This window comes from Streptomyces sp. NPDC001822 (assembly GCF_042892135.1).
GTDB lineage: Bacteria > Actinomycetota > Actinomycetes > Streptomycetales > Streptomycetaceae > Streptomyces.
The window spans coordinates 767,352-790,474 of record NZ_JBIATW010000001.1; the positions used below are offsets into that span (position 1 = coordinate 767,352).

Below are 23,123 nucleotides of genomic sequence, written 5' to 3' on the forward strand. Positions count from 1 at the left end.
GGTTCCTCACGGGCGGGCGGCCCTCAGGGGGCCGCCCGCGGATCATCGGGTAGGACGTGACGGACGGTGGGGCCCTCCGGGGCCCTTCGTCCGGATCAGACTGGACCGGGTACGTGCAGGGGTACGCGGGCCGACCCCGATCCTGACGAGTGGCCCCGGGACACGGCCCTACTCCTCCGCACCGTCATGGACCGTCTGGACGAGGGAGGCACCGTTGCGCCGGGAGACGAGAATGCCTCGGCCGGGCGGGAGGCGCCGTGCGCGCTGGTCGCCCAGCACCGTCCCCTCGCGGGGATCACCGGACAGGAGCAGGCCACCGGAGCCGAGTTCCCGGATCCGGCCGGCCACGGGATCGGCGTAGGACCGGCCCATCCCGCCGCTTCTCCGGGCGATGACCACGTGGAAGCCGATCTCGGCCGCCTGGGGCAGGTAGTCGCTCAGCACGGCCAGTGGCCCCCGGCCGGTCGCGCCGCTGCCGGCCACCAGGTCGTAGTCGTCCACGACCAGGTACAGCTCCGGGCCGGACCACCAGTCGCGCTGCTTCAGTTCGCGTGGGGTGATGCCCGCGGGCGGCATCCGCTCCTTCAGCTTCTCCACGACCTGTTCCAGGTAGGTGGCGGAAGCGTCCGGGTCCCCGGCCACGGCCCCCACGTAGTCCTCGGGCACCGCGCCCAACAGGCCCCGCCTGTAGTCGACGACGATGAAGCGCAGGTCCCAGGCGGAATGCCGCCGGGACATGGCGCGCATCCACGACCTCAGGAAGGTGGTCTTGCCGGACCCGGAGTCGCCGTACACGAGGAAGTGCGGCCCGTCCGCCCCCAGATCGAGGGTCGCGGGCCTCAGGTCGAAGTCGCTGATCCCGATCGGCACCGCACCCGCGGGGAGTGCGGCGACTCCGCCGGGGAGGGCCTCGCAGGCCTCCTCCAGCTCCTTGGGCGTGATGACTTCGGCGAGTACCCGCAGCGGCGGCGCGACAGGCCCCGTCCAGCCGTCGACCAGCCGGTCCACCACCGCTTCCTGAGCCTTGCCGAGGTTGTCCGTGGACGCCGTGCCGTCCAGGCGCGGCAGCGCGGCCTGGAAGACGTTTCCGGGCGCCACGAGACCACGGCCCGGCAGGAAGGCACGCAACTGCCTGGCCAGCGGGCGGGAGATCTCCGACTCGGCCGGTTCGGTGAGCCGTAGTTCCAGGCGGCCCGTGATGGTGTCGCGCAGGTTGGCCCGCAGTTCCGCCCAGCGGTTGGCCGTGAGGATGAGATGGACCCCCACGCCGAGGCCGCGCACCGCGATGTCGGGCACGACCAGTTCGGCCTCCTCCATGGCTCCCCGCAGGCCCGCCCAGTTGTCGATGACGAGCACGACGTCCGCGGCGTTGGTGCCCTCGGGCAGCGCGTTCTCGTCACGGAGCCGGCGGAAGTCCGCCGCGGAGTCGATCCGCAGCTCCTGGAAGAGCCGCTCCCTGTCGTCGATCAGCTGCCTGGCCACGGACAGCGCGCGCGTGGCCCGGGCGGGGTCGTGCCGGGTGGTGATGCCCGCCACGTGGGGTGCGCGCTCCAGGCCGACCAGGCTTCCGCCGCCGAAGTCGATGCCGAGGAACTGCAGTTCGCGCGGGGTGTGGGTGAGCATGGCACTCGTCATCATGGAGCGCAGCAGCGTGCTCTTCCCGGACTGTGGCCCGCCCACCAGGATCAGGTGGCCCTGCTGGCCGGACAGGTCGAGGAGCATGGCCCGCTGCTCCTGCCGGCTGGGCAGGTCGACCACGCCGACCGGGAAGGAGAGGCGGCCGCCCTCGGGCCACAGCGCGGAGTGGAAGCCGCGCTCGGCGTCGGTGACGACCGGGCCCAGCATCGAGTCGAGTTCGATCTCCGACGGCAGCGGCGGCAGCCACACCTGGTGCACGGGGTTGCCGTGCGCCCTGACCCGCTCCACGGCCACCTGCATCTCCGTGCGCTGACCGGGCAGCGGCCTGGCGAGCGTCACGGACGGCTCGGTCTCGTCCTGGTCCTCGGTCCGGGCCTGCTCCGCGGTGCGCAGCCCGAACGGCACCGGGACGAGGGGCGGCCCGGTCACCGGTTCCCGCTCGTCGTCCTCCTGGTACGCCCCCGAGATGTGGGCGACGCGGAAGCGCTCGTACACGGACTCGTCGACCTTGAGGTAGGCGGATCCGGGGATCGAGGGGAGCCGGTAGGCGTCGGGGGTCCCGATCACGGCCCGGCTCTCCTGAGCGCTGAAGGTGCGCAGACAGATCCGGTACGACAGGTGCGACTCCAGGCCGCGCAGACGTCCCTCGTCCAGTCGCTGGGTCGCCAGCAGCAGGTGCATGCCGAGGCTGCGGCCGACCCGCCCGATCTGGACGAAGAGTTCGATGAAGTCGTTCCGCTGGGCGAGCAGCTCACCGAACTCGTCGACGACGATCATGAGATACGGCATGGGCTCCAGAGGCCTGCCGTCCACGTCGGTCCCGCCGGCCGCCTGCAGGAGCTGGTACTCCTGTACCGAGTCCACGTTGCCGGCCCTGCGCAGCATCTGCTGACGCCGTTGCTGTTCGCCCTGCAGGGCCGTGCGGACCCGGTCGACCATCGCCAGGTCGTCGGCGAGGTTGGTGATCAGGCCCGCCACGTGCGGCAGTTCGGTCACACCGGCGAAGGTGGCACCGCCCTTGAAGTCGACCAGCACGAAGCTGAGGTGTTCCGGGGCGTGGGTCATCGTCAGACCCGTGACGAGGGTGCGCAGCAGTTCGCTCTTGCCCGAGCCGGTCGCGCCGACGACCAGACCGTGCGGCCCGATACCGCCGAGCGCGGACTCCTTGAGGTCCAGCACCAGCGGGGCGCCGTCGCCGGTGAAACCGATCGGCATCCGCAGCAGCCCCTCGTCGTCCGGCTTCCGCCAGAGACCGGTGGGGTCGAAGGTGCCCAGATCGGTGACGCCGAGCATTTCGGGCAGGGCGACGGCCCGGGCCAGGACCTGCTCCTGTTCCCCGGACAGGCGCAGGGGCGCGAGCGCCCGGGCCACCTGTTCGCCGAGCCGCGCAGGGGGTACGTCGGCCACCGCGTCCTGCACCACCTGGACCAGGCCGGTGTGCCGCGTCTCCAGACGGAGGTTCCCCTCGGCGTCCACCCGTGCGCGCGCGTCGACCCTGCTCGGTTCCTCGCTCTCCTTGGACACCAGGCAGACGACGTGGAGACCGCTGTCGGGGCCGGCCTCGGCCAGCAGGTCGGTCACGAGCGGCAGACGTGCCCACTCGGCATCAGGGCGGAACCCGTCCAGCACGACCACGAGGTGGTTCGAGGCCCGTGCCCGCTGCCGCAGGCCGAGCGAGACCGCGCGCTCGGCACGCTCCTCCCGGATCCGGTCCACATGGGACTGGAGGAGGTCGGCGATGCCGTCCATGCTGTCCGCCACCATGGGCACGAGGTCCGCACGTCCCGGCTGACGGGCGTGCGGCAGCCACTTCACCCACGCCCAGGAGTGGTCGTCGCCCGGCGTGAGGGCGGCGACCTGCACGTCGTCGGGAGCGTGCAGCACGGCGAGCTGCATCAGCAGCGATCCGGCGAGCTCGGCGGTGCGCTTCTCGGGGCCGAGCAGACTCAGGACGCCGGTGTTCGCCAGGTCGACCCAGGCGGGCTGAAGACTGACGGACTCGAAGTCCTGCGAGAGCCGCTCCGCGCGACGGTGGGACTCGGGGTCGTGTTCCGTGGTGGGGTCACTGTGTTTGCTGAGCGCGAGGCGCATGGCAGGCCGTCCCCGGCCGATGCCCAGCCGCAGCTGCAGGAAGTCGGCGTCGGCGGGGCGGCGTTCCCACACCCGCCGTGGGCCGGAGGTGGCGATCGCCCACAGCCGCTGCGGGCCGGGGTGCACGAACGCACTCGCCGCGCGCTGTGCGGCGGCCGACTGCCGAGCCTGGCCGCGGATGTCGGCGAGGTACTCCATGTAACGGTCGCGCTGACGGTACTGCGTGCGCCGGCTCGCGTTCTTGGTCTGCGTCCTGACCAACACCATGACGCCGACGGAGATGACGACGAAGCCGATGCCGAGCAGGATCATCCACGTCTTGCCGAAGGTGACCATGTACGCGGCCATGCTGACGCTGCTGAGCAGCGGCAGCAGCATGTACAGCCACGTCTGGGCCTGGTTCTGCGAGGCCTTCTGCGGCGGGGCGGCCAGTGCGACCTGCTGCTCGGGAACCGACGGCGGAAACGTTCTCGCCGGGCGGTGGAAGTCTTTCCTGGTCATTTAGTTCGGGAAGTCCTGAGTGATGGGGAATTCGGATCCACTGTGGTCCGAGGGGCCGTTGCCGCCGTCGCCCGAGGGCACTGCGAGCTCGTTCGAGAAATTGACGAAGGCCCTCTCCAGTTCCAACTCGACATGACTGAATCCGACGGCGGTCCCGCGTACTCCGCCGGAGATGGCCGGGAGCACGCCGATGGCCCCGTCCTTCTGACCGAACATCTGCGTCATCACCCTGGTCCAGCGATTACCGAATTCGTGCGCCTCCTCCGCGCTGGGTGAGACCCAGCCCAGTACGAGGTCGGCGACCGTGTTGTTGATCAGGGTGATCGACTCGCCCATCTCCTGCGCGAGGGCGAGCATTCTCTCGCCTTCCGTGCCGAGCGGTCCGGGGTCGATCTTCAACGAACTGATGTCGTAGTCGGCGTTCTCGGGCATGCTCAGCCTCCGCTGTTGTGGGTGTTGGCCCGTTCGGCTGCGACGTAGTTGTCGTAGGCGGTCTGCATCCGCCGGGCCATCTCGGCGAGCAGTGCCTCGAGTTCGCGGGAGGACCTGGAGAACCACACGGACATCGTCCCGAACGTCGAGGCCGACGGGCTCTGCCAGAATGTGTGCGCCTCGTCGAAATGCGTTTCGATCTGACCGATCAGGTCCGACACGTGCCCGCTTTCCCTGCGCACGAGATTCGTCGCAGCATTGAGTTCGCGCAAGGCGACCCGGAACTCACCCGGGGTCATACTGGGCATGGTCGACGCTCCTTTCCTGGCGACCGATCGGGTATCGGTCCTTCGGTGTCTGCCGTCTTCGCGGACTGCCCGGCAGGGCCTTTCACTTCCGGAATCCCGTATGTCAGACTGATGCCGGCCGGTGGATTCCGAACCGGGCAAAGGACCGGCATCACCGCCGGACGCGCACACGGGAGAAGAGAATGCCTCACCAGAATTCGGGGTCCCACGACGACCACGGCGGCAGCACCATCGACGATCCCGACGCGGGGAAGGATCTCAGTCATCTCGTCCCCACCATGGGGGTCGGCTGGACCGCTCCTCCGAGCTTCAACCTCGACCCCAACGGCGGGACCGGGGGAGGCCAGTCGGTGGGCACCGTCGCCGACAGCGGTCCGATACTCTTCGACGCCGCCACCGTCCGGGCCACCGAGAACACGCTGCTGACCCAGGGCCGCAACGCCGTCGCCAACTACGAGACGCTGCGCGCCCGGGTCGACGCCGTGGTGCATTCGGCGGCCTTCTGGGGTCCGAAGCACCCCGACTCTCCCGTCGCGGCGATGAACACGGGCAGCGCGACACCGAACACGGGGTACTACCAGTCCCAGAAGGACCGGGACGACGGCGACACGGAGACCCTCGCCCAGATCGGCGACGAGTTCGCCCGGCACATCGGCCCGGCGATGCAGAAGGCCCTGGCCATGCAGAGCAACGCCCTCGAACTGCTGGGCAACTACGTGGCCATGATCAACAACTCCGGCCAGTCCTACGGCCGCGTCGACCGCGCCTCGCGCTTCCCCGAACCTCCCGGCTCCGTCACGAGCTGAACCGCACGCGCCGCACCCTCCCGCGTGCCCTCGGCACCGGTTCATCCGGTCACCGCCGAGGGCACGTCGGCGGGCAGCAGCGCCGTCAGGTCGCCGGCACCGGGATCCGCCAGTTCGGCCACCCGTATCGCGTGGTGCTCGGTCATCCGCTGGAACGTCTGGCGGGCGGTGCGGCCGTTGCCGAAGCGCTCCGTGCGGTCGGTCGACTCGAAGTGGGCGAGCAGCGCCGACGCGGTGTCGTCACCGATGCTGTACTCGTGGCGGGACGCCTGGTGCTCCACGATCCGCACCAGGTCTGCCGACGAGTAGTCGTCGAAGCCGAGGGTGCGGGTGAAGCGTGACGCCAGGCCGGGATTGGAGTCGATGAGACGCTCCATGTCCGCGGGGTAGCCGGCCGCGATCACCACGACATCGTCCCGGTGGTCCTCCATGAGCTTGACCAGGGTGGAGATGGCCTCCTGCCCGAAGTCGTTGCTCTGCCCCTCCGGAACCAGCGCGTACGCCTCGTCGATGAACAGCACGCCGCCCAGCGCCCGGCGGAAGACGGCTGTGGTCTTCGGAGCGGTGTGCCCCACGTACTCGCCCACCAGGGCACTGCGGTCGGCCTCCACCAGGTGCCCGTCGGCCAGCAGCCCGAGTGCCGCGAGGAGCCGGCCGTACAGCCGGGCGACGGTCGTCTTGCCGGTGCCCGGGTTGCCCGCGAAGATCAGGTGCCGGCTCAGGGGCGGCGGCTGCAGACCCGCCTCCTGGCGTCGTTTGACCATCTGCATCACCTTGGTCATGGAGGCGACTTCGCGCTTGACGCCCTCCAGGCCCACCAGCCGCTCCAGTTCGGACAGCAGCTCGGGCAACTGGTCACCGGCCGCGGTCTGCGCGCCGGGTGCCCCGGTGCTCTGCCCGTCGGCCGCGGCGCGCGGGACGCCCGCCGGGGCGGCCACCTCGCCCTCGGCCGCCGTCGGCATGGTGGCGTCCTTGACGTTGCGGGTGCGGCACTGCTCGAAGCGGGCGGCGGCGTCGTCGGACTGGGACAGGTCCTCGTCCGTGTCGTGCACCAGGAGCCGGCGCAGCACGGGAGACGCCCCGGCCCCCACGTACACGGCGGGGAAGCCGGTGGCCGATACCGAGCAGTCCTCCAGCAGCCCCGCAGCCCCCTCGCCCACGTACACACCGTTCTTGCCGGTGCCCGCGACGGTCACGGCCCGCACCCGCGGCCGGGCGCCGGACCAGATCACCAGCCCGCTGCCCTTCGCGTCGGCGATGGTCAGGTCCTCGATCACGGGCTCGCCGCGCTCGTCGACGAAGACTCCGGCGGATCCGGCGGCCTCCACCCGCCCGCCGAGCACCACGGCGCCCGTGCCGGCCGCGAGTTCGATTCCCGTACCGGCGGGCCGGAGCACCTCACAGTCCTTCAGCAGGGGACGGTGCCCGGTGTCCAGCCGGATCCCCGTCTCCGTGTCACTGATCACGCACCGGCGCAGCACCGCGTCGGCGTCCAGCACATCGACGCCCGTCATCCGCGCGCGTTCCACCCGCGTGTCCTCGGCGACCAGGACCGCCGCGCTCTCCACCCGCAGAGCGTGCTGAGCGCTGTCCCGCACCGTGCAGGAGCGCAGCTCGGCCCGCGCACTCCCGCCGAAGTGCAGCGCCGTGTACGCCGTCGTGGAGATCTCGCAGCCGGTGAGGAGGACCGTGCACGTGCCCGTCCCGTGTACGCCGTTGGCGCCCGTACGGGCTATCGTCCCGCCCTTCACCGAGAGTTCGGCGGTGTCCATGGCGGCCACGCCGGTGCCGGGGACGTCGACCACCCGGGTCCCGTCGAGTTCCGTCCGGCCCCCGGCCACGATCACCCCCGCCCCGCCCGTCTCCCGGACATGGCAGTCGCGCAGCCTGAGTTCGGCCGCGGCGCCCACCAGCACGCCTTCCAGCCCGGTGCGGAAGACCTCGCACTTCTCCAGCCGGATCTGCGGTTCCTCCTGACCGGCCGCGGCGGAATCGCGGTCCGTCTTCGTCCCCGCGGTGCCCGCGGAGCCAGGACCGCCGGCGACCCGCAACCCCTGGGCCCCGGTGTCGTGCAGCCGGCAGCCCCGCAGCACGGCGCGTGCCGGTGTGTGCACGACTACGGCCGCGTCACCGGTGTGCCGGACCGTGAAGTCGTCGAAGGTGCCGAGCGACTGCCCGGCCATCACGACGCCGCTCCCGGTGACCCGTTCGACCGTGGTCCGGCGCACGTCGGCCCGTGCGGCGTCACTCAGCGCCAGACCGTGTCCGGCCCCCGAGCGGATGACACAGTCCTCCATGACCACACCGGCCGTCCCGGTGACGTGGACACCGGAGTCCGTGGTGTCCTCCACCGTGCACGAGCGGAACTCCGCCGTCGCGTCCCTGACGACGTCGACCCTGCCGCCGGTCACCGTGCACGCTTCGAGGACCGGGGCGCCCCCGCCGATCAGAACCGAGGCCCCGCCGTGCGGCGTGCCCTCGAACGTGATCTCCCGCACCACGGGTGTGCCGCCGTTCACGCTGAGCGCGGGACCGTGCGGTGCCACGATCCGCACCGTCCCGGGGCCCTTCTCCGCCAGGACGGTGACCGAGGCGTCGAGGATCAGGGACTCACGGTAGACGCCCGGCTGAACATGGATCACGGCCCCGGCGTCAGCTGCCCGGACGGCGGCCGTGACGGTGCGGAAGGTACCCCACCCGCGATCCGCCACCCGCAGCACGTTGCGTTTCACTGCCGCCGCGCCCCGTCCCCAGGCACCGTCACGGCGTCTGCCCGGCGTCGAGCAGCGAGGCGTACACGTCGAAGACGCCCACGGCCAGCGGCACCGAGACCAGCAGGAGGAAACCGGACAGCGGATCGATCCACGAGGGGCGCTCGTCGGCGCCGTCCGCCCTGAACGCCCTGGCCAGTCCGAACACCAGGGTCAGCAGAGCGGCACCGAGCAGCGCGACGGAACCCGCCCAGTACGGTGCGCCGAAGTTGCCCGGCGCCCGTATGAGAGTCGCGGCGAGGCCGACCGCCCCGGCCGTCACCATCGGGACGACGGCGGGGGCCACGGTCAGACGGCCCGCCCGCAGGATGAGCGCCAGGCCCAGGCAGCCTGCCAGGGCCACCGCGAACGGCTGGTCCGTGGTGCCCAGGACCACCAGGCACGCACCGGCGACGAGGGAGCCCAGGACGTTCGTCCCGACGAGCAGCCGCCTGCCCCGCCTGACCAGGTGCAGCACGCCGGCCTCGTCCCCGTATGCCTCGGCCCCCTCGCCGGGCGTTCCCGCCAGCACGGCGAAGTGACCGGAGAGTTTGGGGGCGGCGCCGAGTACGGCCATCATGCTGACGGCGACCACGGCGGACGACTCGGCCAGGGAGGCGTCGGCCAGGGTCAGGCAGACCGTCAGCAGCAGGGTGACGCCGGTGATCGCCACGGCCATCAGCGTCGTCGCGTGCCTGAGGGCCAGAAGACCGGCGAGCGCACCCAGAAGTCCTCCGGCGCTCAACGCCGTCAGGGCGGAGGCCGTGCTCGTGGCGGCGGCCGGCAGCGACGCGGCACCGACGGCGAGCAGCGGAACGGCCGAGTACGCCATGATCAGCCGCAGGCCCAACGGCAGGGACCAGCCCTTCCGCGTGGCGTGCCAGGTGAGCAAGGTCAGCGCGAAGGCGATGACGATCGCGCCCGCACCTGTGGCGGGGAGCACGCTGTCGCGGTCGCCCGTCGACGCCAGCATCACGAACGCGGCGATGAAGCTCAGCAGGCCGAGCACCATGGTGGTGTAGGCCCGGGGCCGCCAGCCCCACACGGTGACGTCCTCGGCGGCGTTCTCGACCGACTCCTCCAGGTCGGTGACCACGGGCTCGTCGGATTCACCCGCCGCCGCGTCCCGCAGGTACAGCGTCGCGCCGTCCACGACGCCGGACTCCCGCAGCGAACTCTCCGGGCGGAACGGCGCTGCGCCCGGCAGGGCGAGCGACCAGACCGGAGGGAAGGTCTCGTCGGACTCCACCTGTCCGACGAGCCTGAGCAGCGTCGGGGTGTACTCGGCTATGGCCGCGTCCGTGGGGATCGCGAGATCCACGCGCCGTCGCGCCCCTACCACGGTCACGTGGCAGCGTTCGTTCTCCACTGGGGTCATTCCTTGTCACACGTCGACGGGGCCGTACTCGCCCGTGCGGCGAGGCGTCGCACTGTTCTGCCGAGGTCAGTTGGTGTGGGTGAGGTTCCACGTCCTGATGTTCGCTTCCTCGGCCCCGACGTAGTTGCCCCAGTTGACGCCCAGCGCGTGGGCGATCTCGCCGAGGACCCCGTCCTCCTCCTCGCTGCCGAAGAGGCCGACCGCTGCCAGGTCCCACTCGTGCACGCGCGCCTGGTACTCGGTCGCGGACTGGGCGTTCCAGGTGTCGATCAGCGAGCTGAGGCGGCCCCGGAGAGCGTGCAGTTCCCCCATGATGTGCTGGGCCTGCGCGTTGAGGTACGGGCCGGCGGTCTCCAGATCACGGCCGACGCGCATGGCGCTGCTTTCGATGTCGGGCATCTTGCTTCCTCCTGCGAGAGTGTGCTTAGGGGCTAACGGGACCCGGATGTGCGCCGTGTCAGGACAGGCGGGCCGGCGGAAGGCTGATCTTGCCGAGGTTCGTCAGGTTCGTCTGCTCGCCGTCGATGTAGTTCTCGGCGGTCGACTGCAGACCGTGCGCCATGCCGAGCAGTGCGTCCTGCAGGTGCGCAGCGTGGATGTCCCACTCGCGCATCAACTGCTGGAAGGTGTCGGCCGCGATGCCTCCCCAGGTGCCTTCGAGGCCCACCACGTAGTTCTTCAGGGCGGCGAGTTCGCCCCGGACCGTCTCATGGGTGGTCCTGATGTCCGCGGCCTTCGCCTTGAGGTCCGCGGGCGTGGTGTTGTAGAGAACCCCGTCCGACCCCTGAAAGCCCGTGATTCCGCCGTCGGTCGCCGCCATGACGTCCACCCTCCTGCACTGATGGCCGAAGGCCGGTGCTCGATGCTCCGGCCCGCTACGAAACATGTGCCGGGGCAGAGCCCTCCGGCACGGAAACACTCGCACCCGACAGGCATGAAACACGCTGCGCGGAGCGGAAGTGTCGCCATGAATGTGTGATGCTATGCCACCGCTGCGGCGGGCCTTTCCGCAGCACCGGGAGTTCACTCATAATTGACCGAACAATTATCAAAATGGCCGGCCTCGGCACGATGGACATCGAGCCCCTGGGGTCGGACTCGATGTCCGGTGCCGTCGAACACCCTCGTGAAACGATGCGTGCGCAGTATGCCATTGTCGCTCGCGGGCACCCCGCGCGACGGTCGGGAGATGCGTCCGGTCGTGCGAGGTGCCGGGGTGCGTTCGCGCGCGGCTCCGGGTGGCGGGACTGCGCGCGGGTCGCGCGGGCACCACCTCGGGGTGCCCGAATAAATTGACTACGCAATTATGGTGACGCGTGGACCGGCTGTCAAAGCGAGGCGCGGACCCCTGCGGGGCCGGGAGATGTCGCGCGACTGCGCCCCGCCCCGGTGTGACCGACGGCGACGTGCTCCTGTCGAGGACCGCCGTCGGCCCCGCAGCCGCCCCGTGCCCGACGGTGCTTCGTATCAGCCCGGAAGAGCCCACTTCTGGTTGGCGCTGCCCGCGCAGTCCCAGATCTGCAGACGCGTGCCGTCGGCCGAACTCGGCCCGGTCGCGTCGAGGCACCGGCCGGACTGCGGGTTGACCAGGCCACTCGACGCCGTCGGCTGCCACTTCTGGGCGCCGCCGCCGTTGCAGGTCGCCAGCTGCACCTTGGTGCCGTTGGCCGTGGCGCCGCCGCTGACGTCCATGCACTTGCCCAGGGCCTTCAGAGTGCCGTCCGCCGCCTTGGTCCACGTCTGCGCGGCGGAGTCGTTGCAGGTGTAGAGCTGGACGGCGGTGCCGTCGGCCGAGCTCGCACCGGCGACGTCGACGCACTTGCCGCCGTATCCGCTGATCCGCCCCGCCGGTTCGGCCGCCCGGTCGGCCCGCCACCAGTTGATGTTCTGGCCGCCCGACACCTGCTGCAACTGCACGGTGTGATGCGTGCCGGGGGAGAACTGGAAGGTCCCGGCGTCGATGGTCTGCCAGGTCTGCCAGTCCCCGGTGTTGGGCACGTTCACGACAGGTCCCGCGACGCCGTCGACCACGAACCGAAGCTGGGAGCCGCTGTTCGGAGTGGCGACGCGGACCCTGAGGTTCTCGGTGCCCTGCATCGGCACCTCACGCCACTGCATCCATTCGCCGGTCGCGGTGCTGCCGACGCTCCAGCCGCCCCCCGTGTCGGTGGTGGTCTGGACGTCGAGGTCGTCGTCGCGGTAGACGTTCCAGAGATTGCCGGGCGTGGTGTCGCTCACCGTGTCGGCGGACTCCGCCTGGACGACCATGCCCGCCGGGAAGGGATCTTTCGAATACCGGCGCAGGATGTTGAGATTCTGGTTCGGATAGTCACGCTGCGTAGTGGCGTACGGCGCGTTCCGCGTACGCCACAGGGCGGCGTTCTCCTCCCAGTCCGTGAACCCCTCGAACAGGGTGATCCTGTTGCCGCCGTTGACGGTGGCCTCCAGATTGCTCACCAGGGTCTTGCCGTGATCGGGGTCGATCACCATGCTCGTCGTCCCGGACACGAAGCGGAAGCCGGGCACGGCCACGCCGTAGGACTGGCCGTTGAACGTCTGGTTGGTGTACGGCGGACTCGGCACCCCGAACCAGCTGTTCGCCCCGTTCACCACGGGAGCCACCGCGGAGTCGTTCTTCAGCCAGCTGTTGTCCACGACGAAATAGGGGCTCTGCCCGAACTCCGACTGCGCCCGCGAGCGGACGTGCTGGAGTATCCGGGCCGAGTTGCCGCCGCCCTGGCCGGTGAAGGCGAACGCGTTGTTGGACCAGAGGTAGACGACCGGCTGCCCGTTCACCTTGTAGCGCAGTTCGTCCGGCACGGACTGGAAATACGCCCTGAGGTCGTTGTCCCAGAGGTACTGGTATCCGCCCTCGCCCGCCCCGCTCGTGTCACCGATGTCGAAGACCGGCGAGTAGCCACCGGTCTTGTGCTTGACCTGGTTCTTCTTGTCGGTCATCGACGCCGGGATGTCGTCGAACGCGGCGACCTTCAGCCTGTCGGCGTATCCACCGCGCTTGATGGCGTCCACCAGCCCGGTGATCGCTCGCGGGTCCCCGCCCTGGTTGGGCACGGCGGAACCGGGGACGTAACCGCGGGTGACCATCGCGACGAAGTCGACGCCAGAGGTGACCAGTTCCTCGACGTAGTTGTCCCAGAAGCGGTCCGACGATCCCGTGGCCGCCTGGTACAGGGGAAGGTTGTCGATCCTGTTGCTCTGGTTCTCATACGGTCCCCCCGCCAGGGTCCGGGTGGAGAAGCCGAAGGTCACGCCCAGGTCCCCGGTCCTTCCCGGCGCCCGGTGCGACAGGACCGTGCCACCGGTGTCGACGACGACGGCGGTCGGCGCGGCACCGGCGGGCGTGGCCCCCGAGGCCGTCGTCGCGATTCCGGCGGCGGCCGCGAGGACCGCTGACATCAGTGTGTATCTCCGGCGGTGCTTCCGGTGAAAGGCACGTATACGCACGTCTGCACGCTCTCTCGGAGTTGATCGGTGGAGTGTGTGGCCCCCGGCCGTTGCGACGTGGCCGGGTGGGGTGATCCTGCCATGCCGGGTGGAGGCGGAATCACACCCTCGCGCGGGTCGCGGACCGTCAAAGTATCGCCGTCGCCGTTCCGTTAGAATTCCACGATGCGTTGAGGGCGCCGCCGGGACACCCGTGAGCCGGCCCTCGCCGGAGACAGCGCGCCCGGCGCACACGTGGAAAACACATGTCTCTCCCACAGGTGTGCACGGAGTCCGGTCCCTCTCGCTCCCCTCCCCCCCGATCCCGCGAGGACGACCCTGACGTGAATGAACTGGACCCGGGCCGCAGGCGCCTGCTCAAGATGTTCGGACTCGGCGCATCGGCGACGACCGCGGCCGTCCTCCAGGCCGACCCCGTGCTGGCCGCGACCCTGGGCTACGACGAGAGCACCGGCGTGACCGCCGCGGGCTATCGGCCACCGACCGGCCTCGCCCGCAGTACCGCGGCGAAGAGGACGGCCCTGGACTGGATCAGCACGAGCGCCGGTGCGATCACCAAGCTGAGCGACGAGGTCTGGCGGCACGCCGAACTGTCCCTGCGCGAGTGGAAGTCCTCGCTCGCCACCGCCCGGCTGCTGCAGGCCAACGGCTTCACCGTCGAGTGGGGTTCCGCCGGATTCCCCACCGCCTTCGTCGCCACCTACGGTGAGGGCGGTCCGGTCCTGGGCTTCAACGCCGAATACGACGCACTTCCGGGGCTCTCCCAGAAGCGGGGCGTGTCCAGCCACGATCCGCTGGTCTACCACCACGACGCCTACGGACCTACGTACGGTGCCGGGCACGGAGACGCCCACAACGCTCTCGGCGCGGGCGGCACGGCAGCCGCCATCGCCGTGGCACACGCGATCCGCGCGCACGGCCTGAAGGCCACCGTCAAACTGTTCGGCAGCGCGGGCGAGGAGCAACTCGTCGGCAAGGCCTACGCCGTCAAGGCCGGCGTCTACGACGGGCTCGACGCCTTCCTGGACTGGCACCCCTTCAACATCACGGTGCCGTTCTGGAACACCACCAGCGCCCTCATATCGACGACGTTCACCTTCCTCGGCGCATCGGGGCACGGAGGGACACCGCTGGGCAACAAGAGCGGTCTCGACGGCGCCCTCCTCATGGCCACGATGTCGGAGTACCTCCGGGAGAAGAACGTCGCACCGTCGGGGCGGTTCCACTACGCGATCATCAACGGCGGCGGCGCTCCCAACGTGACCCCCGACATGGGCTCGATCTGGTTCTTCGTACGGGAGGGCAGCCCCGACCGGGCACGGATCCTGTATGACAAGCTCGTGGACTGCGCGAAGGCCGCGGCACAGGCCAGTCAGACCCGACTGGTGCACAAGTTCCACTCGGCGACGTGGAACCTGCTGGCCAACAAGGCCGGTGCGGAACTGCTCAACGACAACATGCGGGAGATCGGCGCTCCCCGGTTCACCGACGCGGACCACGCGCTGGCGAAGGCCCTGCAGAGGTCCCTCGGCCGCCCGGAAGTGGGCATGCCCACCGAGCTGACCCCGCTGGCGCCGCCGGCAGCCGGTTACACCGGTGGCCTGGCCACCGACACGGCCGACGTCAGCTGGCAGGCACCCACCGCGGTGCTGCTCTCCGCTGCCTACCCGCCCGGCATCCCCAACCACAACTGGGGCGTCACCGCCACGGCCGCGACCAACATCGGCCACCAGGCACTGCTTTCGGCCGCCCGCTATCTGGCGGCGGCCGCCGTCGACCTGATCGAGCAGCCCGACCGGCTGGACGCGATGCGGCAGGAGTTCGAAGGGCGCACCGCGGGCCTGCGGTGGGCGTCGATGCTTCCCGACGGCAGCCAGCCGCCGCTGTACGAGCCCCCCGCGGACTTCCTGCGGGAGACCGGCCAGAGCTGGCCCCCGCCCGGGGTGACCTGGCCCGTGCCCCAGGTCGTGGCCGCGGAGCAGTTGGGTACGACCGGCCCGAACCTGCCCCCGGTGACCTGAACCGGTGCCGCCGGCCGGGCAGCCGCCGGTCCCACCTGGGCCGGGGCCCCGGCCGGCGACGCCCCGGCCCGCGACGAGCGCCGTTCACACCTCGGCGACCCCGCACGGTTACGCTCAGCTGCCGGGGCCGGCCGGCCCCGGCCGTACGACTCCGCCGTCCATGCGAGGGAGCAGACCGTGCACCGTGTTCCGAGCCGTCGCCGCGACTGGACTTCTTCCCGACTGCCGGCGTTCATCCGCAAGGGCCCTCACCGATCGCCGGAACTTCCTAACGTCACCCGCATGCCTCGTACTCCTCATACCTCACGCACCCCACGCTCAGGCCTCGCCCTCCTGGCCTCCGCGCTGGTCGCCGTGTCACTCCCGGCGATCGCCTTCGCCGACGACTCCGCACCGCGGACCGGAACCGGCCCGGGCCGGGTCGTCGTCGCCTCGGACTTCTCCGGAAGCACCGTGCCCGAGGGGTTCAGGGCCGCGGAGGGCACCTGGCAGGTCAAGGACGGCCGTCTGCACGGCAGTTCCGCGAGTTCGTCACAGCTGAGCCGTATCACCTTCGGCGAGCACCTCAACGACTTCCGCATCGAGGTCACCGCACGATTCGAGTCGGCCGTCGACACCGCCCGCTGGACCGCGATGGGACTCGACATGCCGACGGGCGGGACCGTGCCCTGGTCCATCGCGACCATGCGCACCGGCACCACGGCCGCCAACGGGCTGGAGTTCGCCCAGCGCACCTCCTCGAACACCTGGAACGTCACGGACACCCACGCCGCACCCTCCAGCGCGGGGACCGGCAAGGACGTGAAGATCGCCGCGGAGGTGCACGGCACCAAGGCCGTCTGGTACTTCGACGGCAAGGAGGTGATGCGGACCGCCAAGGTCGCCCGCTCCGCGGACGGCGTCCAGGGCCTGCTGGTCAACGGCGCCTCCGTCTCCTACGACGACCTCAAGGTGACCGAACTCCCGCCGCAGAGCTACATCCGCCCGGCCGGAGCCCCGCTGACCGTCATCGGCCACCGCGGTGCCTCCTCGGCCGCCCCCGAGAACACCCTGGTCTCCCAGGAGATCGCCCGCCGGGGCGGTGCCGACTTCATCGAGAACGACGTCCAGCCCAGCAAGGACGGGGTTCCCTACATCCTCCACGACGCCACCGTCGACCGTACGACCGACGGGACCGGCCCGGTCCGTTCGCTGACCTCCTCCCAGCTCGACGCCCTCGACGCCGGCTCCTGGTTCGCACCCCACTACACGGGAGCACGTGTTCCGACACTGGCCGCCCAGCTGGACGACCTGCGCACCCGTGGCGGCGACCTCCTGCTGGAGATCAAGGGCGCGCACACCAAGGCCGAAGTGGCCACCATCGTGGAGACCATCCGCGGTCACGGCATGACCGGACGCGTCTTCGTGCAGAGCTTCGAGGTCGATGCCCTGCGCTTCACCCACGAACTCGCCCCTGAGCTGCCGCTCGGCCTGCTGCGCAGCACCCTGGACGCCGATCCGGTCGCGCTGGCCGAGGAGCTGCACCTGGCCGCGTACAACCCGGAGGACGGCGCGCTCGGCAAGAAGCCGTCGGTCGTCGCCGATCTGCACAAGGCCGGCGTGGCCGTGATGGTGTGGACCGTGGACAACCCCGACCGCTGGAAGGCTCTCGAAAGCGCGGGCGTCGACGGCATCATCACCAACCGGCCGACCGAGCTGAACGGCTGGAACAGCGCCTTCCGCCAGGAGAACGCGACACCCCCGGCCGCACCGAAGGTCGCGATCACCTCTCCCGCCCCCTCCGCGGTGCTGGACCGTGCGCAGTCCCCCCTGCCGGCCGTGCAGAGCGATCACGCGGACTCGGTCGCGCTCAGCCTCGACGGCCGGCCCGTCACCGCCGGAACGCCGCTGGACCTGACCACCCTGGCGGCCGGACCGCACACACTGCGCGCCGTGGCCTCCGGGCCCGGCGGCACCGTCGAGGACACCCGGACCTTCAGCGTCGACGCCACGCCGACGGGCCTGGCGCACCTGATCTTCACCTCCGGTGCCAAGGACGCCTCGGTCGGCTCGATGACGGCCATGCTCGGGCTGAAGCAGTACGCGCTCCTCGGCACCTGGGCGAAGCTGCAGTCCGGCAAGGCGCTGACCCCCGACCGTGCGGCGCTCATCGCCGGTGACGCGCGCGCCCTCGGCTCAGCTCACTGAACCTTTGACGGTAAGGAATCGCGGGGCCGCCCCGGCGCGTGACGCCGGGCCGGCCCCGTCCTCGGATTCACGCCTGACCGGTCAGGGCCGGGAGGGGGTCATGGAGGCGATCTCCTCGCCGCGCCGGTCGTGCAGGGTGACGCGGTCGACGGTGAGGTCGTCGTGGAGGGGGACGTCCACGTACCAGACGCCCCAGCCCGGTGAACCGGGCAACCGCGCCAGAGAGGCGGTGACCTCGCCGTCGCCGGTGCTGACGACGACACTGCCGGCCTGACCGGTGCCCGTGTACAGCCCGGAGAGGACGTAGCGGTCGCCCACGATCTCCGTGTTCAGGCCGACGCCTGGGTGCTGGAGGTCGAGGTTGCCGTCGGCCACGCTCCGGAACTGGTGGTCCGTCTCGGGGGTCGACCAGTGCTTGCCCTCCTCGGTCAGCCATATCTCGACGCCCGCCCCGGCCCGGACGTGCTCACCCGGCGCGACCACCCGCACCGGGTCCGCCGCAGGTGCGTCCGGGGGCGTCGGAGGCGCCGCGACCCTGCCACGCGTCGGCGGGACGTGATCAGGGGAGACGGCGCGAAGCGTGATGGAGGCGAGCGGAACCAGAAGCAGTCCGCAGGCGACGGCCAGACCGGCCGCTCGCCTGCGCCGCCGGGCACGCCCCGCCCTCTCGATGGCGGCCAGGGGGACGAGGGACGGCGTGAGCGCGTCGGCCACGGCACCGAACGCGGCCTGCAGTCGCTCGGCCTCGTGCCGAGGCTGTGGGGAGGGCCGGGAGGTCCGGGACATCAGCTCTTCACTTCCTGGTCGGCTGAGAGGGTGAGCAGGGGATGGGCGCGCAGGACCTCCAGGCCGCGCCGGGCGTGCGTCTTGACCGTGCCCACCGAGCAGTTGAGCGTGGCCGCGATCTGCTGCTCACTCATGTCCTCCCAGTAGCGCAGCACCATGACGGCACGCTGACGGGCGGACAGGACCGACAGGGCCTGCACGAGTACGGCGCTGTCCTCGACGGTCTCGGCATGTCCGCGGTGCCGGTGGGCCGACTCGGGCAGGAAGGGCATCAGCAGGTGGGCTATGCGCTTCTTGCGTAACCGGCTGATGTTGTTGTTGACCAGAGCCCTGCGCATGTAGACGTCGACCTCGGCTCGTGGGATCTTCCGCCATCGTGCGTACACCTTGACCAGCGTGGTCTGGACGAGGTCCTCGGCCTCGTGGAAGTCGCCGGTGAGCATGTGGGCCGTACGCACCAGGCGGGGCCAGGCCACTGCGGCGAAGTCGGCGAAGTCGGCGTGGCTCTCGTGCGTCACGACAACGGATCCTTGGGGTCGGTGGTGGGGGGAGAGGACAGCGAGTGAGGGGGCGTCGACAGGAGCCGGGGCGAGGGCCGGCCGGCGCCGGCCCTCGCCTTCGGGATCACCTCAGGAGCGCTTCGAGGGCCTTCCGGGCCCTCGGCGCGCTACGGGTGCGAGGGGGACAGGGAGGCGATCTCCTCGCCGCGCCCGTCGTACAGGGTGACGCGGTCGACGGTGAGGTCGTCGTGGAGGGGGACGTCCACGTACCAGACGCCCCAGCCGGGCCTTCCGGACAGCCGCACCACTGAGGCGTCGACCGTGCCGTCACTGGTGTCGACGGTGACCCGGACCGAGCCCTGCCGGGCCACGTAGACGCCGGAGAGGAAGTAGCGGTCGCCCAGGATCTCCGTGCTCAGGCCGACGCTGGGGTGCTGGAGGTCGAGATTGCCGTCGACCACGCTCCGGAACTGGTGGTCCGTCTCGGGGGTCGACCAGTGCTTGCCCTCCTTGGTCAGCCATATCTCGACGCCCGCCCCGGCCCGGACGTGCTCACCCGGCGCGACCACCCGCACCGGTGCGTCCTCGCGCGCCGGCGCCTCGGCCTGCCGGCCCTGGGCCTCGGCCGCCACCCGCACCGGCGCGACGGCCTGCGCCACGGCCGGCACCGCTGCCATCGCAGCGGCCGTGATCGCCACGGCGGCCACACACTTCTTCGTTCTCGTCATCCGTGTCATGGGACGTGGGACTCCTTGCGAATCGTTCGGGTCAACAGGTGGAGGGCGCCTCTCCATCCCTAGTAACGCCGTCCGTCGCCCATCCCGATGACACGATGCGCCATCGGATGTCGAGCAGTTGAGTGCCTCCACGCAGTGGGTGACGGGCGCACCGTGCAACGGAGCGTTCGCGAGGCGGTCCTGCCCGCTCGCGCACTCCGGTGCCGTTCTCACCAGGAGACGAAGACCCGGGCGAAAACTTGGTTCCGGTGAGCCGTTCGCGGGTCCTATGGTGGACCGATGGCGTCGATCAAGCAGGTCCAAGTCACCTTCGACTGCGCGGATCCCGAGCGCGTCGCGCGGTTCTGGTGCGAGGTGCTCGGGTACGTCGTCCCCCCGCCGCCGGAGGGGTTCACCTCGTGGGACGAATTCGAGGGCTCCCTGCCGCCGGAGCGCCGGGGTGCGGGGTTCGCCTGTGCCGACCCCTCAGGTGTGGGACCGCGTCTGTACTTCCAGCGCGTTCCCGAAGGCAAGGTCGTCAAGAACCGGGTGCACCTGGATGTCCGGGTCGGTACCGGGCTCGTGGGGGAGGAGCGCCTGGCGGCCCTCGAAGCCGAGTGCGCACGGTTGCTCCCCCTCGGCGCGAAGCGCGGGCGCCTGCTCGTCGCGGACGAGTACAACGAGTCGTGCCTGGGGATGCAGGACATCGAGGGCAACGAATTCTGCCTCGACTGACGTCGGCCCGCGCGTGTGCTCGCGCTGTCCTGGGGCGGCGCGTGAGCTCGCGCAGCCGGGCCGGACATGACGACACGGACCCGCCCTCTCCAGTGAGCCCGTCGCGGACCGGGCGCGGCGGGCGCCCGCACTCCGGACCGTTGGGCCGGGAAGCCGGTGTACCCCGCTGACGCGGTTGCACCGCGCAGACGGTGCGCCCAGCCGAGGCTCCGGTGCGGGGCGCTGACAGCCGGGGTCGGGTTCGCCGCCGCCCCGGCCGCCCGTGGTCGTGTCGACGGCCGCCCGGGTGAGGCGGGAACTTCCGCCGTGGAGCGGCCGACGATGGCCTGCCCGAGTCCCCCGATCGCGGGACGGCTCTGAGCCATGTCTCGGCGCGACGCAGCGTGAACGGCGCACGCTTCAGGGGCCGTTACTTAAATCAAGCCAAAAGAAAAGTCGTGCCGGAGTTATTGACCGTGCAGGGATGGAGCGGCATGGTTCGGGAGAGCGCTCTCCCGAGCGTCTCCTGTCCTACAGGGAGTCCCTCTATGTCTCTATTTGGCATGCCCCTGGCGACTTGGTCGCCACCCCGCGGGCGCGTGCGGAGCGGTCTCGCGAGTGCGGTCGTCACCGCGCTGGCCGCTACCCTCCTGGCGGTGGTGCCGACGACGGCGGCGCACGCCGCACCGGTGCTCCTGTCCCAAGGGAAGCCGGTCACGGCGTCCAGCCAGGAGCACTACGGGACCGCGGCGGCCGGGGCGGTCGACGGGGATCTCGGTACCCGCTGGTCGAGCGCCGCGTCCGACGGGCAGTGGCTCCAGGTGGACCTGGGCAGTTCGGTCCCGCTCGGCCAGGTGGTGCTGCGGTGGGAGTCGGCGTACGCCAAGGCCTACCGGATCGAGCTCTCGCCGGACGGCACCACCTGGTCGACGGCCTATTCGACGACGACCGGGGCGGGCGGCACGGAGAGCGTCCCCGTCTCCGGCTCGGCCCGCTACGTGCGGATGCAGGGCGTGACGCGAGCGACCGGATACGGCTACTCGCTCTGGGAGTTCCAGGTGTACGGCGGCGGTGACGGCGGCCCCGCCCTGCCGGGGGGCGGCGACCTGGGCCCCAACGTCCACGTCATCGACCCCTCCACCCCGGACATCCAGGGCCGGATGGACGAGGTGTTCGAGCAGCAGGAGTCCGCGCAGTTCGGCACCGGTCGCCACGCGTTCCTGCTCAAGCCGGGCACGTACGACGATCTCAACGCGCAGATCGGCTTCTACACCCAGATCGCCGGACTCGGGCTGCGCCCCGACGACACCACCATCAACGGTGACGTGACCGTCGACGCGGGCTGGTTCAACGGGAACGCCACGCAGAACTTCTGGCGCGGTGCCGAGAACCTGGCCGTGGCTCCGGTCAGCGGTACCAACAGGTGGGCCGTCTCCCAGGCCTCGTCGTTCCGCAGGATGCACGTCAAGGGCGGGCTCAACCTCGCGCCGGACGGATACGGCTGGGCGAGCGGTGGCTACATCGCCGACAGCAAGGTCGACGGCCAGGTCGGCAACTACTCGCAGCAGCAGTGGTACACGCGCGACAGCACGATCGGAGGCTGGTCCAACTCCGTCTGGAACCAGACCTTCTCGGGCGTCGAGGGGGCGCCGGCCACCGGCTTCCCGGAGCCCCGCTACACCACGCTCGACACGACCCCGGTCTCCCGCGAGAAGCCCTTCCTCTACCTGGACGGCGGCGAGTACAAGGTGTTCGCTCCCGTCAAGCGGACCAACGCCCGGGGCACGACGTGGGCGAACGGCACTCCGCAGGGGGAGTCGATCCCGCTGAGCGCCTTCTACGTCGTCAAGCCGGGTGCCACCGCCGCGACCATCAACCAGGCGCTCGCCCAGGGCCTGCATCTGCTGTTCACTCCGGGGATCTACCACGTCGACCGGACGATCGACGTCGACCGGGCGAACACGATCGTCCTCGGCCTGGGTCTCGCGACGATCATTCCGGACAACGGGGTGACGGCGATGAGGGTGGCCGACGTCGACGGCGTCCGGCTTGCGGGCTTCCTGATCGACGCCGGCCGCGTCAACTCACCCACCCTCCTCGAGGTCGGCCCCCAGGGCGCAGGCGCGGACCACTCGGCCAACCCCACCACCGTGCAGGACGTCTACGTCCGCATCGGCGGGGCCGGCGCCGGAAAGGCGACCACGAGCATGGTCGTCAACAGTGACGACGCGATCATCGACCACACCTGGGTGTGGAGGGCCGACCACGGCGAGGGCGTCGGCTGGGAGACCAACCGCGCCGACTACGGAGTCCGCGTCAACGGCGACGACGTACTCGCCACCGGCCTGTTCGTCGAGCACTTCAACAAGTACGACGTCGAGTGGTTCGGCGAGCGCGGCCGCACGATCTTCTACCAGAACGAGAAGGCGTACGACGCGCCCGACCAGGCGGCCATCCAGAACGGCACCACGAAGGGCTTCGCCGCCTACCGCGTCGACGACTCCGTCACCACCCATGAGGCCTGGGGTCTGGGCAGTTACTGCAACTACAACGTGGACCCCGGCATCCGCCAGGACCACGGCTTCAAGGCCCCGGTCAGGCCCGGGGTGAAATTCCACAGCCTGCTCACCGTGTCCTTGGGCGGCAACGGCCACTACGAGCACGTCATCAACGACACGGGAGCCTCGACCGTGCCCGCGGGTACCTCCACCGTCCCCTCGACCGTCGTCTCCTACCCCTGAGTCACCCTCCGCCTCACGCCGACCGGTGGTGAGGACCGCGACTCCCTTCCGGGCCGGGCGTTCACGCCCCGCCGGCCCGGCCCGGAAGG

16 protein-coding genes are annotated in these 23,123 nt (G+C 70.6%); 5 read left to right on the top strand and 11 right to left on the bottom strand.

From position 1 onward, the window contains the following. Positions 1–168 precede the first annotated feature (168 nt). The 3 genes from eccCa to ACFYY2_RS03545 are packed head-to-tail and all read right to left on the bottom strand — an operon-like array spanning position 169 to position 4,970. Positions 169–4,230: a type VII secretion protein EccCa gene (eccCa, locus tag ACFYY2_RS03535; RefSeq protein ID WP_388736431.1), complete on the bottom strand. Its 4,062-nt coding sequence runs from the start codon at positions 4,228–4,230 to the stop codon at positions 169–171. After that, positions 4,231–4,662: a WXG100 family type VII secretion target gene (locus tag ACFYY2_RS03540; protein ID WP_388736434.1), complete on the bottom strand. Its 432-nt coding sequence runs from the start codon at positions 4,660–4,662 to the stop codon at positions 4,231–4,233. 2 nt (positions 4,663–4,664) lie between these two features. Then, positions 4,665–4,970 carry a WXG100 family type VII secretion target gene (locus ACFYY2_RS03545; RefSeq protein WP_388736437.1) on the bottom strand — a complete coding sequence of 102 codons (306 nt, stop codon included), beginning with the start codon at positions 4,968–4,970 and terminating at the stop codon, positions 4,665–4,667. Positions 4,971–5,152: 182 nt separating this feature from the next. On the opposite strand from ACFYY2_RS03545, the gene ACFYY2_RS03550 reads away from it, so the two are divergent. Continuing rightward, a complete protein-coding gene (locus tag ACFYY2_RS03550; protein WP_388736440.1) occupies positions 5,153–5,776 on the top strand; it encodes a hypothetical protein in 624 nt (207 codons plus the stop codon). Positions 5,777–5,817: 41 nt separating this feature from the next. Here ACFYY2_RS03550 and ACFYY2_RS03555 read toward each other — a convergent pair whose 3' ends face one another. From ACFYY2_RS03555 to ACFYY2_RS03575, 5 genes are all read right to left on the bottom strand, one after another. After that, a complete protein-coding gene (locus ACFYY2_RS03555) occupies positions 5,818–8,418 on the bottom strand; it encodes a right-handed parallel beta-helix repeat-containing protein (RefSeq protein WP_388736443.1) in 2,601 nt (866 codons plus the stop codon). A gap of 118 nt (positions 8,419–8,536) precedes the next feature. Next, a complete protein-coding gene (gene eccD / locus ACFYY2_RS03560; protein WP_388736445.1) occupies positions 8,537–9,895 on the bottom strand; it encodes a type VII secretion integral membrane protein EccD in 1,359 nt (452 codons plus the stop codon). A 75-nt stretch (positions 9,896–9,970) separates the two neighbouring features. Continuing rightward, positions 9,971–10,303, bottom strand: coding sequence for a WXG100 family type VII secretion target (locus ACFYY2_RS03565; protein ID WP_388736448.1), 333 nt, complete (start codon positions 10,301–10,303; stop codon positions 9,971–9,973). Between the two features lie 58 nt (positions 10,304–10,361). Beyond that, positions 10,362–10,724 carry a WXG100 family type VII secretion target gene (locus tag ACFYY2_RS03570; RefSeq protein WP_388736450.1) on the bottom strand — a complete coding sequence of 121 codons (363 nt, stop codon included), beginning with the start codon at positions 10,722–10,724 and terminating at the stop codon, positions 10,362–10,364. Between the two features lie 647 nt (positions 10,725–11,371). Next, positions 11,372–13,321, bottom strand: coding sequence for a DUF5010 domain-containing protein (locus tag ACFYY2_RS03575; RefSeq protein ID WP_388736452.1), 1,950 nt, complete (start codon positions 13,319–13,321; stop codon positions 11,372–11,374). Positions 13,322–13,692: 371 nt separating this feature from the next. Between ACFYY2_RS03575 and ACFYY2_RS03580 the strand changes: the two genes are divergently transcribed. Both ACFYY2_RS03580 and ACFYY2_RS03585 read left to right on the top strand, forming a co-directional pair. Continuing rightward, a complete protein-coding gene (locus ACFYY2_RS03580) occupies positions 13,693–15,390 on the top strand; it encodes an amidohydrolase (protein WP_388736455.1) in 1,698 nt (565 codons plus the stop codon). 282 nt (positions 15,391–15,672) lie between these two features. Continuing rightward, entirely contained in the window at positions 15,673–17,577 is a 1,905-nt protein-coding gene (locus ACFYY2_RS03585) for a glycerophosphodiester phosphodiesterase (RefSeq protein ID WP_388736458.1), read from the top strand. Between the two features lie 81 nt (positions 17,578–17,658). On the opposite strand, the gene ACFYY2_RS03590 is transcribed toward ACFYY2_RS03585, so the two are convergent. The 3 genes from ACFYY2_RS03590 to ACFYY2_RS03600 form a co-directional block, all read right to left on the bottom strand. After that, the gene (locus ACFYY2_RS03590; RefSeq protein WP_388736461.1) at positions 17,659–18,363 is read right to left on the bottom strand and encodes a hypothetical protein; all 705 of its coding nucleotides are present in this window, start codon (positions 18,361–18,363) and stop codon (positions 17,659–17,661) included. Then, entirely contained in the window at positions 18,363–18,881 is a 519-nt protein-coding gene (locus ACFYY2_RS03595) for a SigE family RNA polymerase sigma factor (RefSeq protein ID WP_388736464.1), read from the bottom strand. The genes ACFYY2_RS03590 and ACFYY2_RS03595 overlap by 1 nt, the downstream gene beginning before the upstream one ends. A 149-nt stretch (positions 18,882–19,030) precedes the next feature. After that, positions 19,031–19,600, bottom strand: a complete 570-nt coding sequence (locus tag ACFYY2_RS03600) for a hypothetical protein (protein WP_388736467.1) — start codon at positions 19,598–19,600, stop codon at positions 19,031–19,033. 279 nt (positions 19,601–19,879) lie between these two features. Between ACFYY2_RS03600 and ACFYY2_RS03605 the strand changes: the two genes are divergently transcribed. After that, positions 19,880–20,314, top strand: a complete 435-nt coding sequence (locus ACFYY2_RS03605) for a VOC family protein (protein ID WP_388736469.1) — start codon at positions 19,880–19,882, stop codon at positions 20,312–20,314. A 542-nt stretch (positions 20,315–20,856) separates the two neighbouring features. Beyond that, positions 20,857–23,034, top strand: a complete 2,178-nt coding sequence (locus ACFYY2_RS03610; protein ID WP_388736472.1) for a discoidin domain-containing protein — start codon at positions 20,857–20,859, stop codon at positions 23,032–23,034. The last annotated feature ends 89 nt before the right edge of the window (positions 23,035–23,123 follow it).